The organism is Mucilaginibacter sp. NFX135, assembly GCF_048565145.1.
Lineage (GTDB): Bacteria > Bacteroidota > Bacteroidia > Sphingobacteriales > Sphingobacteriaceae > Mucilaginibacter.
The window spans coordinates 491,815-506,255 of the sequence record NZ_CP183412.1; the positions used below are offsets into that span (position 1 = coordinate 491,815).

13 protein-coding genes are annotated in these 14,441 nt (G+C 44.5%); 8 read left to right on the forward strand and 5 right to left on the reverse strand.

Features of this window, described 5'->3' with window-relative positions; all coding sequences use genetic code 11:
• Positions 1-3: 3 nt before the first annotated feature.
• The 3 genes from ACNURT_RS02135 (at position 4) to ACNURT_RS02145 (ending at position 2,511) form a co-directional block, all read left to right on the forward strand.
• Positions 4-279 carry a hypothetical protein gene (locus ACNURT_RS02135; RefSeq protein WP_419700345.1) on the forward strand — a complete coding sequence of 92 codons (276 nt, stop codon included), beginning with the start codon at positions 4-6 and terminating at the stop codon, positions 277-279.
• A gap of 145 nt (positions 280-424) precedes the next feature.
• Positions 425-2,083, forward strand: a complete 1,659-nt coding sequence (locus ACNURT_RS02140; protein ID WP_419700346.1) for a glutamine--tRNA ligase/YqeY domain fusion protein — start codon at positions 425-427, stop codon at positions 2,081-2,083.
• A gap of 170 nt (positions 2,084-2,253) precedes the next feature.
• A complete protein-coding gene (locus tag ACNURT_RS02145; RefSeq protein WP_419700347.1) occupies positions 2,254-2,511 on the forward strand; it encodes a hypothetical protein in 258 nt (85 codons plus the stop codon).
• A gap of 33 nt (positions 2,512-2,544) precedes the next feature.
• Here ACNURT_RS02145 and ACNURT_RS02150 read toward each other — a convergent pair whose 3' ends face one another.
• From ACNURT_RS02150 to ACNURT_RS02160, 3 genes are all read right to left on the reverse strand, one after another.
• On the reverse strand, positions 2,545-3,378 hold the full coding sequence (locus ACNURT_RS02150; RefSeq protein WP_419700348.1) for an N-acetylmuramoyl-L-alanine amidase: 834 nt from the start codon (positions 3,376-3,378) through the stop codon (positions 2,545-2,547).
• An 88-nt stretch (positions 3,379-3,466) separates the two neighbouring features.
• The gene (locus ACNURT_RS02155; RefSeq protein WP_419700349.1) at positions 3,467-4,330 is read right to left on the reverse strand and encodes a neutral zinc metallopeptidase; all 864 of its coding nucleotides are present in this window, start codon (positions 4,328-4,330) and stop codon (positions 3,467-3,469) included.
• Between the two features lie 137 nt (positions 4,331-4,467).
• Positions 4,468-5,856, reverse strand: coding sequence for an IS4 family transposase (locus ACNURT_RS02160; RefSeq protein ID WP_419699311.1), 1,389 nt, complete (start codon positions 5,854-5,856; stop codon positions 4,468-4,470).
• Between the two features lie 218 nt (positions 5,857-6,074).
• Between ACNURT_RS02160 and ACNURT_RS02165 the strand changes: the two genes are divergently transcribed.
• From ACNURT_RS02165 to ACNURT_RS02180, 4 genes are all read left to right on the forward strand, one after another.
• Positions 6,075-6,755: a DUF6134 family protein gene (locus ACNURT_RS02165; RefSeq protein ID WP_419700350.1), complete on the forward strand. Its 681-nt coding sequence runs from the start codon at positions 6,075-6,077 to the stop codon at positions 6,753-6,755.
• Positions 6,756-6,779: 24 nt separating this feature from the next.
• Positions 6,780-7,421, forward strand: coding sequence for an RNA polymerase sigma-70 factor (locus tag ACNURT_RS02170; protein ID WP_419700351.1), 642 nt, complete (start codon positions 6,780-6,782; stop codon positions 7,419-7,421).
• Entirely contained in the window at positions 7,414-8,397 is a 984-nt protein-coding gene (locus ACNURT_RS02175) for a FecR family protein (protein WP_419700352.1), read from the forward strand. The genes ACNURT_RS02170 and ACNURT_RS02175 overlap by 8 nt, the downstream gene beginning before the upstream one ends.
• A gap of 138 nt (positions 8,398-8,535) precedes the next feature.
• Entirely contained in the window at positions 8,536-10,233 is a 1,698-nt protein-coding gene (locus tag ACNURT_RS02180; protein WP_419700353.1) for a hypothetical protein, read from the forward strand.
• Between the two features lie 152 nt (positions 10,234-10,385).
• Here ACNURT_RS02180 and ACNURT_RS02185 read toward each other — a convergent pair whose 3' ends face one another.
• Together ACNURT_RS02185 and ACNURT_RS02190 are read right to left on the reverse strand one after the other, a co-directional pair.
• Positions 10,386-11,363 (reverse strand): integrase core domain-containing protein, encoded by a 978-nt coding sequence (locus ACNURT_RS02185; RefSeq protein ID WP_419700354.1) that lies wholly within the window; start codon positions 11,361-11,363, stop codon positions 10,386-10,388.
• Positions 11,364-11,729: 366 nt separating this feature from the next.
• Complete coding sequence (locus ACNURT_RS02190) at positions 11,730-13,268, reverse strand: Do family serine endopeptidase (protein WP_370995772.1); 1,539 nt, start codon at positions 13,266-13,268, stop codon at positions 11,730-11,732.
• Between the two features lie 187 nt (positions 13,269-13,455).
• Here ACNURT_RS02190 and dapF point away from each other — a divergent pair, with 187 nt between their 5' ends.
• Positions 13,456-14,250, forward strand: coding sequence for a diaminopimelate epimerase (gene dapF, locus ACNURT_RS02195; protein WP_419700355.1), 795 nt, complete (start codon positions 13,456-13,458; stop codon positions 14,248-14,250).
• The last annotated feature ends 191 nt before the right edge of the window (positions 14,251-14,441 follow it).

Sequence of the window (14,441 nt, forward strand, 5' to 3'; positions counted from 1 at the left end):
AATATGATCTTATCATTACCTATATACAGGCTTATCAAAAATTTGCGCAGCTATTTTAATCGCACCAGCAATACCTGTGAGGTAATTGACGATGAGATCATTATTGTTAATTCGGGCAGTCTGCGCGGATTAATTCTGGAGTTTCATTACAATTTTTGCCAGGTAAAGATTCGGGGGCGGTTAAACCTCTGCATTGATATTACCCGCGATGTTTCCGTTGATGTGCTCATGCGGATACTGGCAAGCCATAATATCATTTCGAGCCCTCCGGTTGGATAAAAGATCATAGACAAAAGGATAAAGGACCGATGAACGTCATTGGTTTCACATATAAAAAGAAAATCCTTGCTCTTTTATCCTTTTGTCCTTTGTCCCCCTTAAGGGCAAAATTTTTGTTACTTTTGTAGCTATTGCTATTTTATTTATGAGCGAAGAGAGATCACTGAATTTTTTAGAAGAAATTGTTGAAGAAGATATAGCTGCCGGGAAAAACGATGGCAGGGTATTAACCCGTTTTCCGCCTGAGCCTAATGGTTACTTACACATCGGGCATTCCAAATCTATATGTTTAAACTTTGGACTGGCGCAAAAATATAACGGCAAAACCAACCTCCGTTTTGACGATACCAACCCCACCAAAGAGGAGACAGAATACGTTGACAGTATCAAAGAAGATATTAAATGGCTTGGCTTTGAATGGGCCGAAGAATTATATGCGTCTGATTATTTTGATCAGCTGTATGAGTTTGCCGTAACCCTTATAAAAAATGGCCTGGCTTATGTTGATGACAGTACTGCCGAGGAAATAGCCGCGCAAAAAGGAACGCCAACCGAACCCGGTACACCCAACCAGTACCGCAGCCGTTCTGTTGAAGAAAACCTGCAACTGTTTGCCGATATGAAGGCTGGTAAATACCCCGATGGTGCTAAAGTATTACGGGCCAAAATCGACCTGGCTTCGCCAAATATGCACCTGCGCGATCCATTGATGTATCGTATTAAACATGCGCATCATCACCGCACTGGCGACAAATGGTGCATCTATCCGATGTATGATTTTGCCCATGGCGAATCGGACGCTATCGAAAAGATCACACACTCTGTTTGTACGCTGGAGTTTGTACCTCACCGCCCGTTATATGATTGGTTTATTGAAAAGCTCAATCTTTTCCCGTCAAAACAATACGAGTTTGCACGTTTAAACCTCAACTATACCGTAATGAGCAAGCGCAAGCTGCTGCAATTGGTGGAGGAAAAGCATGTAGAGGGATGGGATGATCCCCGGATGCCTACCATCAGTGGTTTGCGCCGTCGTGGTTATACACCTGCCAGTATCCGTGAGTTTTGCGAGCGCATCGGCGTAGCCAAACGCGAAAACATGATCGACGTTGGTTTGCTGGAATTCTGTATCCGCGAGGATCTGAACAAAACCGCCTGGCGCCGCATGGCTGTGCTTGATCCGATCAAGTGTATCCTGACCAACTATCCGGAAGGTGAAACCGAAATTATGCACGGCGAAAACAATCCAGAGGTTGAGGGTGGCGATGGCAGTCGTGAATTTCCGTTTAGCCGCGAGCTGTGGATTGAGCGTGAAGACTTTATGGAAGAACCGCCGAAGAAATTCTTCCGCCTGGGTGTGGGCCTGATGGTGCGTTTAAAAAATGCGTACATCATCCGCTGTGATAGCTTTGTAAAAGATGCAGATGGCAACGTGACCGAGATCCACTGTACTTATCTGCCTGAATCAAAATCGGGCAATGACACCAGCGGTATCAATGTAAAAGGCACTATACACTGGGTGAGCGTGCCACATGCTAAAACCGCAGAGGTAAGATTGTACGACCGTCTGTTCCAGGTGGAAGATCCATCTAATGAGGACGGCGACTTTAAAGATTACCTGAACCCAAACAGTCTGCAAATATTGCCCAAGGCTTACATCGAGCCCGATCTGGCCAAGGCCACACCGGGTAAGGCCATACAGTTTATGCGCAAAGGCTATTTTACTTTAGACAAATACTCCACTCCAGATCACCTGGTGTTTAACCGCACGGTGACCTTGAAGGATGGCTGGGTGAAGAAATAACCCCCCGGCCCCCTGAAGGGGGAGTTTTTGATTAGCATACTTGGCCCGGTTTTTTAGAGCCGGGCTTTTTTTATTCCCCCCATCAAGCCCATCAAAAGTTCCCCCTTCAGGGGGTTAGGGGATTTTATTTTCGGAGTAAGGGTATATGTCTATTAAGGTGTTCTATTTTTATGAAAAAGTTAACGCTATCCACCCTGTTGCTCATATTCCTGATGAGCTGTAAAACTCAACAAATATCCTTGGGCTTATCTGAGCAGAAATTTACCAGAGAGCACCCTGCTGCAACACGTGTTGAACTCTCCATATATAGAACCGTTTACCTGGATAACCAGAGCACCGAATTTTATTATTTTAAAGACCAGAAGCTCTACAAAATGGACCATGGTTTTACACCCTATGGTTCCACCAAGCCAGTGCCTACCCGATAGGCTCCACTGTCAAAGAGTTCCCCCTTCAGGGGGTTAGGGGGTATACTTTTTATATACGTTATACAGGATGTTCAGATCAAACTGGGTCATGGTTGGGGTTTCGTCGGTTTGCACAAAGTGACGTTTAAAGGCTACGATGGCGGCGGTGAGGTCGCGGGTATCATAGCCAATGAGTTTGAGGGCGATGGCATAATCGAAATTATCGGGTGGAACCTCCAGCAGGTAATCACGCCAGTAACCGAAGCCTTTTTCGGCCAGCAATTGCCAGGGGAAGAAGGGTCCGGGGTCTGGCTTACGCAAAGGGGCTATATCCTGGTGACCAATAAAATTACTTGCCGGGATGCCATAGGTCTTTTTAAGCTGCGTTAGTAAGGCCAACAGGCTTTTCACCTGGATATCATTAAAAGGTTCATGACCATTGTTGTCGATCTCAATACCGATAGAACAGCTATTCATATCGCTGATACTACCCCAGCGACTTACGCCGGCATGCCATGCCCGCAGATAGTCATTCAGCATATGGTAAACTTTGCCATCTTTAGCCACCACATAGTGGGCGCTCACCTGCGGTTTTACCAGGGTGAACGTTTTAAGCGTTTGCTGTATAGAATCCTGCGCGGTAAAATGGATGATCACATAGTTGGGTTTGCGCAGGTTAAAGTTCACCGTACCCACCCATTCACCCGGAATATTGGCACCCGCGCTATCCACCAGCATAGGCGCCTGCGTTTGCTCAATCACTTTCACCACCGAATCGGTTTTGCTGGTATACACCTTATTGGTCAAGGCATAAGGCCCCTTCAGCGAGCAAGAGCTCAAAGCCGCCAGTGCGACTATGGAGAATATGATGTAATGGTAGTTTTTCATGCGTGTCGCTAATGTAAGCAAATAACACACGAGGCGGGAAAGCGTTTTAGTTGATGGAGGAGGAGTCAGGGAATTGTTACGTTGCCCCCTACTCCAAATCCCCATTCCCAAAAGTATCACCCTGACTAACATCTCCCGTTTCGTAGCCTTTCTTAAACCAGTACATGCGTTGGGCGCTGGTGCCGTGGGTAAAACTGTCGGGTTCTATGTGGCCGGTGGCTTGTTTTTGCAGGCGGTCGTCGCCGATGGCGTTGGCGGCGGTGAGGGCTTCATCAATGTCGCCTGGGTCCAGGACATTTTTGAGGTTTTGCTCATAATGAGCCCATACGCCGGCATAAAAGTCGGCCTGTAACTCCAGTTTTACGGAGAGCTTGTTGTATGCTGTTTCGCTGAGGTGGTTACGAGCTTCGTCCATTTTGGCGGAGGTACCCAGCAGATTTTGTACATGGTGCCCTACCTCATGCGCTATCACGTAGGCCTGGGCAAAATCGCCGGCAGCGCCGAAGCGGTTTTGTAATTCGTCGTAAAAAGAAAGATCGATATATACCTTAGCATCTGCCGGACAGTAAAACGGTCCGGTAGCTGAGCTGGCATTACCACAACCCGAGCGTATGGCATCGGTAAACAGCACCAAGCGCGGTTTCTCGTAGGTTTTACCCATATCGCTAAAAATCTTTGTCCAGATATCTTCGGTATCAGCCAGCACCACACGTACAAAATGTTTTTGTTTGTCTTCGGGCGCATTAGGGTCTGTGGCACGCTGTTCGGTTTGCGGTTGGCTGTTGGTAGCCACCTGGTTAAGCAACTGCGAGGTATCAACACCCGTAAAATAATAAATAGCCAGTGCAATAATGCTTACTATACCGCCGCCCAATGCAAAGCGACCGCCACCGCCGCCGCTACCACGGTCGTCTTCTACATTATCGCTTTCGCGTCTGCCAAACCATTGCATATTGTTGTGATTAAAGTGTATAGTAAACTTAAATGTTTTAAGGATTGTTTGCAAGGAATAATGAATTATCACATGGACGCTGGGGCCAGGTGAGTTGACCAAATCCCTCCCGTGGGGCTACTGTGTGGACACATCTTTTAGTTGTAATCTTGATAGAGTAGCCATCCTTCATAAACGTTATAGAATTTAGCCAGGCCCTTTTGCAAGACGATCGGGCCTGGTTTTCTTTGAGAAGTATACCCTTTCCAACCACCTATGCGTGCAATTATCCATGTTGCCCATTTCAGGGTGTTTACTTTTGCCGTGTTCTTTAACTTCTCTGTTGCCCCTTCCAACTTTTTGGCTATCATTTGTAAACATTTTTGTTCCTGGTGATCAAATACCTCATCTATAGATTGTTCATTATCATCCTGATATGCGAGCATCATCTGCAGGATACGCAGACTTGCCATCATCGCCAACAAAGTAAGTTTGCGTATAGCCCAACCTTGTTCCAGTTGAGATTTTTCGATTCTGAAGCCGTCTGTTTTAAGTAAACGGTGGATCTGTTCAATATGCCAGCGCTCTTTATACCAGCAAATGATCTGCAAGGCCTGTTCGGCTGTTGTTACTTCATGTGTGGTTAATATCCGCCAGTAAATACCTTTGTTTTGTTCAGCTGCCTCTACCACATATATTTCCTGAACGTTTGCCAATTGTTCATTTCTGCAGGAAACCGGCTTTAAAAGCTCAACCTTAGCCCATTTTAGCCCCATTCGAACAATACGCTTACTGCTGGCCTTTCTGATATCGCCCGCTACAGCAAGATCATAACTATACATAACAGGTAAGGCATTCAGGCAACCGCTTAGCTTTAATTTCCCGCTTATCAACCGGTCATGATTAGAGCGGATCAGTAAATGTACTTTGTCTTTTTCAACTACGTCAAACAGATCGTAAATGTCGCTTTCCCGATCTGCAACGATGGTTATCGCATTTGCCTGCTCCAATAACGCTTTACTCTGATTGGCTGCCGCTATCCATTTATAAGATTCTTTTTCCTGGATAGGTAAATGCTGATAATCACGATCATGTTTCCCCGGAGTATCTGCGGGCCTTTCCCATGTTTTAATATAAGAATAGCCCAATGCATGACTATGCTCTGCATCAACTACTAAACTACTATGCAACATAAAGCCCAGAATATCATCCCTTGAAGTAGTTCCTAATCCACTTTTAGGTTTAATTCGTCCCCGCTTGGATGAAAAGTTAAACTCTGTGGTATCTTGTATACACAATAAATGGCGGCCCGAACTTAATCTCCGGCAACGATCAACTATACTTTTTTCTATAGCGCTTTCGCTGAAACTTTCGTTGTTAAACAAACGATAGAAGCTTTTTTGTTCTGCATCTGTTTCTGTGATCTGTCGTAAACTACTATTACGGCCCGTGGTTAGCTTCCTTAATGCATCAGTCGCACGCCTTTCTATCCGTTTATCGCCAAATGCTCCCTTAAAATCAGGGTTCGAATTTATAGGTTCATCCATTTCGCAAAAATCGAACTTTTATAGCATACTTGTGTCCACACAGTAGCCCTACGGGAGGGATTTGAAAAAAGTCAACAAATAAAAACTACTAAATTGATAGACTTTTTATATATTCGTAAAATATTATGAAATCAAGTAGGGGTAAATCTTTAATATGTTGTAATAGCTGTAGTTAACATCGCTAACAGTTGTTTCATTTCTATTAAATTTTTACCACCATGATACCTGCCCTACTCATCTGGCTCTTCAAAAAATACCTGGCCACGGCCTTAAAGGATAAACATATTACCCCCTTAACTTTTATTATGCCCTTAAAAAAAGCGGCAACCCTGCTGGCACTGCTTTGTTTTTCGTCGGGCTTACTGGCGCAGGAACAGATCACTAAATACAATGTGCTGCACAGCGGCAAAGTGGTAGGGCGCATGGATCTGTATCAAAAACGCGAGGGTGACGATCTGTCGTTAAAAGTGATCTCGCAGGTAAAAATGCGTTTCATTATGAGCATCCAGGTAGATATTCATGAGGAATCTGTTTTTCAGAAAGGGAAACTCATCAGTTCAACCATTTGCCGTAAAGTAAATGGCAAGGAGAAAGCTAACCGCCAAACCAAAGCCTGTGGCGATTGCTACCAGGCGACGACAGACGGTAAAAGCAAACAGCTCGATCAGAAATATATCGGCACAAACCTCATGTTGCTGTACTGCCATGAACCAGATGACAACGCGCAGATCTATTGCGATAATTTTCAACAGTTTTTGCAGGTAAAACAGGTGTCGCCACATGTATATCGCATAGATCTGCCCGATGGTAACTATAATTTTTACTCGTATACCAATGGTATTTGCAGCAAGGTTGATATTCACCACTCGCTGTACACCATTCAGATACAACTGGCCTGAATTTTACAATTACGCCCCTCGCCTGTGAATTTGACCGCCAAACAAGCTATCTTTAACGCAAACTTTCACCCTTTTAAAGTGGAATATAGCGATAGCTCGGTCATCAATTTACTAAAGCAGGGCAGTCAAAAGGCTTTTGAATGGCTATTTAAAGAACATTTTAAAAGTCTGCATGCCTATGCGTACACATTTTTAAAGGATGATGAGGTGGCCGAAGAAATTGTACAAAATGTATTTTGCCGGATCTGGGAAAAACGCGATAATCTTAAAACCGATGGTTCGCTCAAATCATACCTGTACCGGGCTGTACATAACGAAAGTTTGAACTATTTAAAACATCAAAAGGTAAAGACCAGCTTTGGCGTGTATTATGCCGGGCAACTACAGCAGGGCGAAGAGGAGCAAGCCTCAGACAAGATAATGGCCGCCGAATTGCAACAACGTATCGACACGGCCATGAGTGAGCTGCCGCAGCAATGTCGCACTATTTTTCAGCTCAGCCGCTTTGAGCAGCTTAAGTACCAGCAGATAGCCGATCATATGGGCCTTTCTATTAAAACAGTGGAGAACCAGATGGGTAAGGCCTTGCGGATCATGCGTCAGAAACTGGCGGAATTTTTACCGATCATTTTATTTTTATTAACCCGATGGCTGCATAATGAGTAATGCCAATATACATATGGATGATGATCTGCTGGTGAAATACCTGGCAGGCGAAGCTACGCCTGCCGAGCACCAACAGGTAGAGGATTGGGTGGCAGCCAGCGAAACTAATAGAAAACTTTTTGACGATTTTAAACTGATCTGGGATCAGAGTCTGATAACAGAGCGGGATGTGAATAAAGATGATGCTTTTATCCGTCTGCAAAAACGAATCAACAGCAATACTCCTGTCCTTCGCAACACGATGATCAAAAAACTGAGCCGCAAACAGTGGATCGGTATTGCCGCATCGGTAATTTTAATATGTACCGTACTTTGGTTAACGTTTAACCATGTTTACGATAATGGTTCGGTTTCATTTGTACGAATAGACAGTAAAGATAAAGTACATACCCAGTCCCTTCCCGATGGATCGGTGATCACCCTGAATACCCGCTCAACTATTGTGTATCCAGGTCGGTTTACCGGTAACATCCGCCCGGTAAGTTTAAGTGGCGAGGCCTTCTTTAAGGTAAGTCCCGATAAAACAAAACCATTTATAATTAAGGTGAATGATGTAACGGTTAGGGTAGTTGGGACGTCATTCAATGTCAAAAGTCGCAATGGCAAAACCGAAGTGATTGTAGAAACAGGGATTGTACAGGTAAGCAAAAAGCAAAACAGTGTCGACCTAAACCCTGGCGAACAGGTAACAGTGACTAAAGAGCAGGGGCTATTGCCCAAACAACAGAGCAAGGGCAAACTGTATAACTATTACCTTACCGGGCAACTGGTATGTGATAAAACCCCGTTAAGTGAGGTGGTGCAGGCCCTTAATGAAGTGTATGGTGCTCACATTGTGATAGCCAATAAATTATTGGAGAGTTTACCGATCACCACTACGTTCAAAGGTCAGTCGCTTAATGAAGTTTTGGACGTTATTAGCGGCACATTTAAGATCACGGTGGTTCGTAAAAACCAGCAGATACTTTTAAAATAACCAATTTTGATTTCGGAATTCGAATGTTCGATTTCGGATTGAAATAACTACAAGCAGGGTAGCTAAATAATTAAAAAACTCAGTGGATTCGAGTTCAGAAAAATCCGAAATCGAACATCCCAATTCCGAAATTACCTTATGTACAGCTTGCACAGATATATCCTTTTCTTCCTGATCATATTTACACTCCCGGCTATTAGCCGGGCAACCGAAGGTGAATCTATCCTCGCCAAGAACATATCTGTCCATGTCAGCAACATGCGTTTAGGCACAGTGTTAAAAACTATCGAGCAAAAGGGAAATTTTACTTTTTCGTACAACAGCAATATCGTCAAAACAGATAGTCTTGTAACGCTGGATGCTGATAACTGGACCATAAAGGAAGTACTCGACCGTATGCTCCTGAATCGTTTTGAGTATAAGGAAACGCGCAGTTTTGTGATCCTGCGCTACGCTCCCTTACAGCTATCCTTAATTACCGAAAAAGCCATTGCAGAAAATGACGAGTATAGCATCAGCGGTTTTGTAACCGACGATCGCAGCGGCAAAAAACTGGAAAATGCCAGTGTGTATGACCGCTCGCTGCTGCAGTCCACCCTTACCGGTAAGGATGGCCACTTTGAGCTTCGCCTTAAAAACAACGGCAAACCCGTAATGCTAACGGTAAGTAAGGAATTTTACAGAGATACTACGGTCACTTTCCTCTCTGGTGTCACTGTAAACCCCAACCAATCGCAACTGGATGAGGATGGCTACATGGTGAGTAATGAGGATGACGGCATTGAGCACACCGCCCTGGGTCGCCTTTTCACATCAGCATCGCAAAAGATAAGGGCAGCCAATCTGCATGGCCTCATAGCGCAGGCTCCCTTCCAGGCATCGGCCATACCAGGTGTAAGCACCCATGCCGAATTTAGCGGTCAGGTAGTTAACTCGATTTCCCTGAACGCTGTTGGCGGTTATAATGCCGGGGTTGACGGTTTTGAACTGGGCCTTATTTTTAACCTGGACAAGGGCGACGTGGGCGCGGTACAAATAGCCGGCATATTCAACGTGGTAGGTGGTAATGTAAACGGGATACAGGTTGGGGGTTTGTACAATAATGTACTGGGCAGCGTTCGGGGGATACAGCTTTCGCTCCTGCATAACAGTGTAAAACGTGATCTGAACGGCATACAGGTGGCCGGCCTGTATAATCACACCCGGGGTTCGGTAAGGGGCATACAATTGGCCGCATTGGGAAATATTGCCGGGCAAAAATACAGCGGTGTGCAAGTGGCCGGACTTTTTAATTATGCCCGCAACCTGCGCGGTGTTCAATTGGGATTGATCAATATAGCTGATACCTCATCGGGTTACAGTATTGGATTGATCAATATTGTACGTTACGGCTATCATAAACTGGCCTTTTCATCCAACGAAACATTGAATGCCAACGTAGCTCTTAAAACAGGTAGTAAAAACCTGTACACCATGTGGATGGGTGGCCTTAGGGTAAACAACAATAATAAATTATACGCCTTCGGGCTTGGATTTGGCCGCGAATTGGGCATGGGCAAACACCTGGGCTTTAACCCCGAAATAAGTGAACAATATGTTTACCAGGGTAACTGGGCACGCACCAACCTGTTGGGCAAGCTTGATGCTGCTTTAACCTACCGTTTTGCCAAAGCCTTCTCTCTCAATGCAGGCCCATCACTCAACCTTTTTTACTCTGATCAGCGCAACCCGGTTAATGGATATGCTTACGTTAGGGACCTGCACCACAGCTTTATTAAAAACAGCAATAGCTGGACCGGCTGGGTTGGCTGGACGGTGGGAGTGAGTTTTTTTTGATGGTAGGGACTTATTCCCCAGGCGTCATTGCGAGGTACGAAGCAATCTCTACATAAGCAGGTCAGTCATACATGTTTGCTCTGTAAAGCATAGAGATTGCTTCGTACCTCGCAATTGTAAGGGTTTAGTAATTCGAGGACAGATTAGCGGGTTTATTTTTGGTTGTTTAGGGTGATCATATCAATAGGTTTTTTTCCACCAATACCTTGATGAGGTCTTTCCCAATTATAATAAACCAGGTACCTGGTAAGTTCGTCTTCCAATTCTTCGAGGGTATCGAAATCGGTTTCCTCGATCGGGTCTTCTTTAAGGGTACGCCAAAAGCGTTCCACTTTACCGTTTGTCTGCGGCCTATAGGGCTGAATATACCTGCGTTTGATACCGGTTTCCATCAGCATCCGTTCAAAAGGATGGTTGCGTTTGTTCTGGCTGCTGGCCGGGCCAAACTCCGGGCCGTTATCAGCAATGATCTCTTCAAACTGGATGCCGAACTTTTCTCTGATCATCCGCATACAGCGCAAGGCGGCAAACATAGTGGTTAAGGCAGTGATATCTTCCATAACCTCTGCAAATGCTACCCGGGAGTAATCATCAAGGACACAAAGCAGGTAAAGATTACGATGCTGGCCCCGAATGATGGTTTTGCTTAAATGATGACAATCGATATGACCTAACTGTCCCATACGTTCTTTGATGATCTTACGTTTAACTTCTTTGTCTGCTGGTTTTAAACGGTTTTTACCGTAACGCTTCAGGATATTATAAACTCCCGATGGCGATGGCTTAAAGTTATCTGATTTCTGTTTAAGCTCATCAGCTATTTCAAACTTATTGTTGCCCCGGGAGCGCATTTCAAGCACCCAAGCTTCATCAATAAGGGACGGCCTTCGGGTGCTGTACTTAGGCCCCCGTTTTGCCGGTAACAGGTCTTCCTCATTTCCGGATTGTTTATACCGGTTGTAATATTTGAGAAAGCTTCGACGGTCGGTGTGATGGAATTCATAAAACTCCCTGACCAGTTTAAAATTTGGGTGAAGGCCTTGTTTGACCAATTCGTAATCTTTGATTAGATAACGATAGGTTTGCAAATAATTGCGTTTCAGGGTCAGATCGTTCGTGTTAATTCGCATAACTTTAAGTTACACTAATCTGTCCTCGAATTATCTGACCTTTACAGCAATGACGCGGCTTTCCCCCTCTTTCCACCGCAGGTGAAGAGAGGGGTGACGAGCGCAGCGATGTCTGGGTGAGTCGATACCGCGCATTCAATCCTTATCCTCCGTCTGCTCATGTATTACCAGAAGGGTTATTTTGTTAAATTTGTGTTTACATGGTTTACACTTTTTCGGGCTGACACTTGTTTATTCAATTGACAATCAATTTATTAGTTTATTTTCTATCAAAAAAACGGTTTACGGTGTAAACCATAACTTAAAAACAAAAAAACCCGGCCATATAGCCGGGTCTTCTTAAACAATCAATTATTTAAATTTCACTTATTGCACCTGGAACATATTGTTAAAGTTTGTTCCGTCTGGATAGTAACCAGAAATAACCAGGTTACCGTTACGCAGGTTGGTGATGGCTTTATCAATATCAGCTACGCTGTTGATAGGCTGTTTATTGATGCTGGTAATCACTGATCCAACAGGGATCTCAAAATTATCAAACAAATGGCCCTGGCGCACCTGGGTTACCTTCACACCGGAGTTTACATGGAACTTGGCTTTTTCGGCACCGGTTAATGGCTGGAAACTTGCACCCAGTTTATTAAACAGTTCCTCGGCCGATTTTGAAACGGCGGCAGTACGGTTGGTTGGGGTGGCATCTGCTTTAAGTGTCACAGCAAATGTTTTCTCTTTACCATCGCGCAATACGGTTATATTCAATTTATCACCAGGCTGCATACGGCCAACATGCTCCTGCAAATCGGATGATTCATATACAGGGGTACCTTCTACCTTGGTAATAATATCGCCCTTTTTAATACCTGCCTGCTCAGCACCGCCACCAGATACCACATCGTTCACATATAGACCATTGGTGTTAGAGATGCTTAGTTTTTGGGCCACATCAGGGTTAAGCTCGGTAAAGCTTACACCTACAAATCCGCGTTTTACGGTACCGTACTTTTTAATATCGTTCAATACCTTTTTGGCCAGGTTAACAGGGATAGCAAATCCGTAACCTTCATATGAACCAGTGTGTGATGCGATAGCCGCATTAATACCCACCAGCTCGCCTTTGGTATTTACCAGGGCGCCACCACTGTTACCAGGGTTAATGGCCGCATCTGTTTGGATGAACGATTCGATCGCTTTATTCAGTTTCGGAGCGCTCTGCAGATTACGTGTACGACCAAACGGATTATCGTCATCGCCATTATCCTGGCTGCCAATAATACCTATATTACGACCTTTAGCACTCACAATACCAGCGGTAACAGTAGATGTTAAGTTAAACGGATTACCTACGGCCAGTACCCACTCGCCTACCCTAACTTCATCAGAGTTACCCAATTTAACAATAGGCAGGTCGTTCGCGCTGATCTTGATCAACGCCAGATCGGTGCTTGGGTCTGTACCAATCACTTTAGCCTGAAAAGTACGGTGATCATTGGTGGCTACTGTAATTTTATCAGCCTTTTCAACCACGTGGTTATTGGTAACAATATAGCCATCGGGCGAAATAATAACGCCTGAGCCAGATGCCATTTGCGGACCGCGTTGTGGCATACGCTGACCAAACATATCACCAAACATTTGCTCCATCATATCCTGACTACCGCCCGATTGGCTGCTGTACGTAGTACGGATATATACTACCGCCGGGGTTGCTGCTGCTGCTGCCTCTGTAAAATCAAGCGACCCGGTTGATGATACTACCGGCGCCATTTTATTGCTTGTAAAATATACCTTTTGCTTTTCCTCAAAGCTCATGTTATCGGAGTATTTGTTCTCGATAACCTTATATGCGCCTAAAGCAAGTGCACCTCCCACAAAAGCGGTTAATAGTGTTAAACCTATCTTTTTCATTTATATTTGCCTTTCTTTATTTTGTTTATATAATTTAACAACTCAAATTTAATACCATATAGACTACATAGTCAACCATTAGTTAAAGAGTTTTTTGTTAAAATTTGTTAAATTGAAAATACCGGACCAGTTAATTGCGGTTTAAAGTTTGAACTACCTTAAGTAGCTGATATTAAATGACATTATTGTGAATATACGATTTTATAAATACCAGGGCGCCGGCAATGATTTCATACTGGTTGATAACCGCGAAAACAAGATAGATCATACCAACCCCAAGCTGATCTCAAGCCTGTGCGACCGCCGTTTTGGTATCGGGGGCGATGGTATGATGTTCCTACAAAACAAGGAAGGCTTTGATTTTGAGATGGTTTATTATAACGCCGATGGCGCCCCAAGCAGCATGTGTGGTAATGGCGGCCGTTGCATTGTTGCTTTCGCTAAGTTTTTGGGCATCATTAATAACGAGACTGAATTTTTGGCGGTTGATGGCCCACACCATGCCAAAATTTCAGACAGCGGCGATTGGGTAAGTCTGCAAATGATCAATGTTGATCAGATCAATACCGATAACGAGGCCTATGTACTGAATACCGGCTCGCCCCATTACGTAAAACAAGTAGAAGATCTGGAGCACCGCGATGTATACCAGGAGGGTAAAGCTATCCGCAACAATGCTACCTATCGTGAAAAAGGCATCAACGTTAATTTTGTAGAATCCACCGGCGATGGCTATTTTGTACGCACTTTTGAACGCGGGGTTGAAGACGAAACCTTTGCCTGCGGAACAGGTGTTACAGCCGTAGCCCTGGCTATGGCCAGTCATAACCAAAAAACCGGGCACATCACCACCCCAATCAAAGTTTTAGGCGGCGATTTGAACATCCGTTTTAACTACGACGGAAAAGTATTTACCGATATCTTTTTAGAAGGCCCCGCTGTGCAGGTATTTAGTGGCGAAGTGAGCCTCCCAACCACCTGAAGAGGAGTTTTTGAATTGCGATCTTGAAGCGCTGCAATTTCGATAGCAGTGCTTTTTTTATATTTTCTTACCCTTAAATATCCGAATTAAATTTCTCTTTCAGGGCGATAGGGGTAAAAAAATAAAAGCCCCCCAGACTTGCTCCGGGGGACTTTCAACCTAAACCTTATCACAATTAAACTGGTAAGTTT

What these genes read in the sequence shown, in the direction of transcription:
- ACNURT_RS02135 (WP_419700345.1), top strand. Translation starts at nt 4, where the DNA reads ATGATCTTATCATTACCTATATACAGGCTTATCAAAAATTTGCGCAGC.
- ACNURT_RS02140 (WP_419700346.1), top strand. Translation starts at nt 425, where the DNA reads ATGAGCGAAGAGAGATCACTGAATTTTTTAGAAGAAATTGTTGAAGAA.
- ACNURT_RS02145 (WP_419700347.1), top strand. Translation starts at nt 2,254, where the DNA reads ATGAAAAAGTTAACGCTATCCACCCTGTTGCTCATATTCCTGATGAGC.
- ACNURT_RS02150 (WP_419700348.1), bottom strand. Translation starts at nt 3,378, where the DNA reads ATGAAAAACTACCATTACATCATATTCTCCATAGTCGCACTGGCGGCT.
- ACNURT_RS02155 (WP_419700349.1), bottom strand. Translation starts at nt 4,330, where the DNA reads ATGCAATGGTTTGGCAGACGCGAAAGCGATAATGTAGAAGACGACCGT.
- ACNURT_RS02160 (WP_419699311.1), bottom strand. Translation starts at nt 5,856, where the DNA reads ATGGATGAACCTATAAATTCGAACCCTGATTTTAAGGGAGCATTTGGC.
- ACNURT_RS02165 (WP_419700350.1), top strand. Translation starts at nt 6,075, where the DNA reads ATGATACCTGCCCTACTCATCTGGCTCTTCAAAAAATACCTGGCCACG.
- ACNURT_RS02175 (WP_419700352.1), top strand. Translation starts at nt 7,414, where the DNA reads ATGAGTAATGCCAATATACATATGGATGATGATCTGCTGGTGAAATAC.
- ACNURT_RS02180 (WP_419700353.1), top strand. Translation starts at nt 8,536, where the DNA reads ATGTACAGCTTGCACAGATATATCCTTTTCTTCCTGATCATATTTACA.
- ACNURT_RS02185 (WP_419700354.1), bottom strand. Translation starts at nt 11,363, where the DNA reads ATGCGAATTAACACGAACGATCTGACCCTGAAACGCAATTATTTGCAA.
- ACNURT_RS02190 (WP_370995772.1), bottom strand. Translation starts at nt 13,268, where the DNA reads ATGAAAAAGATAGGTTTAACACTATTAACCGCTTTTGTGGGAGGTGCA.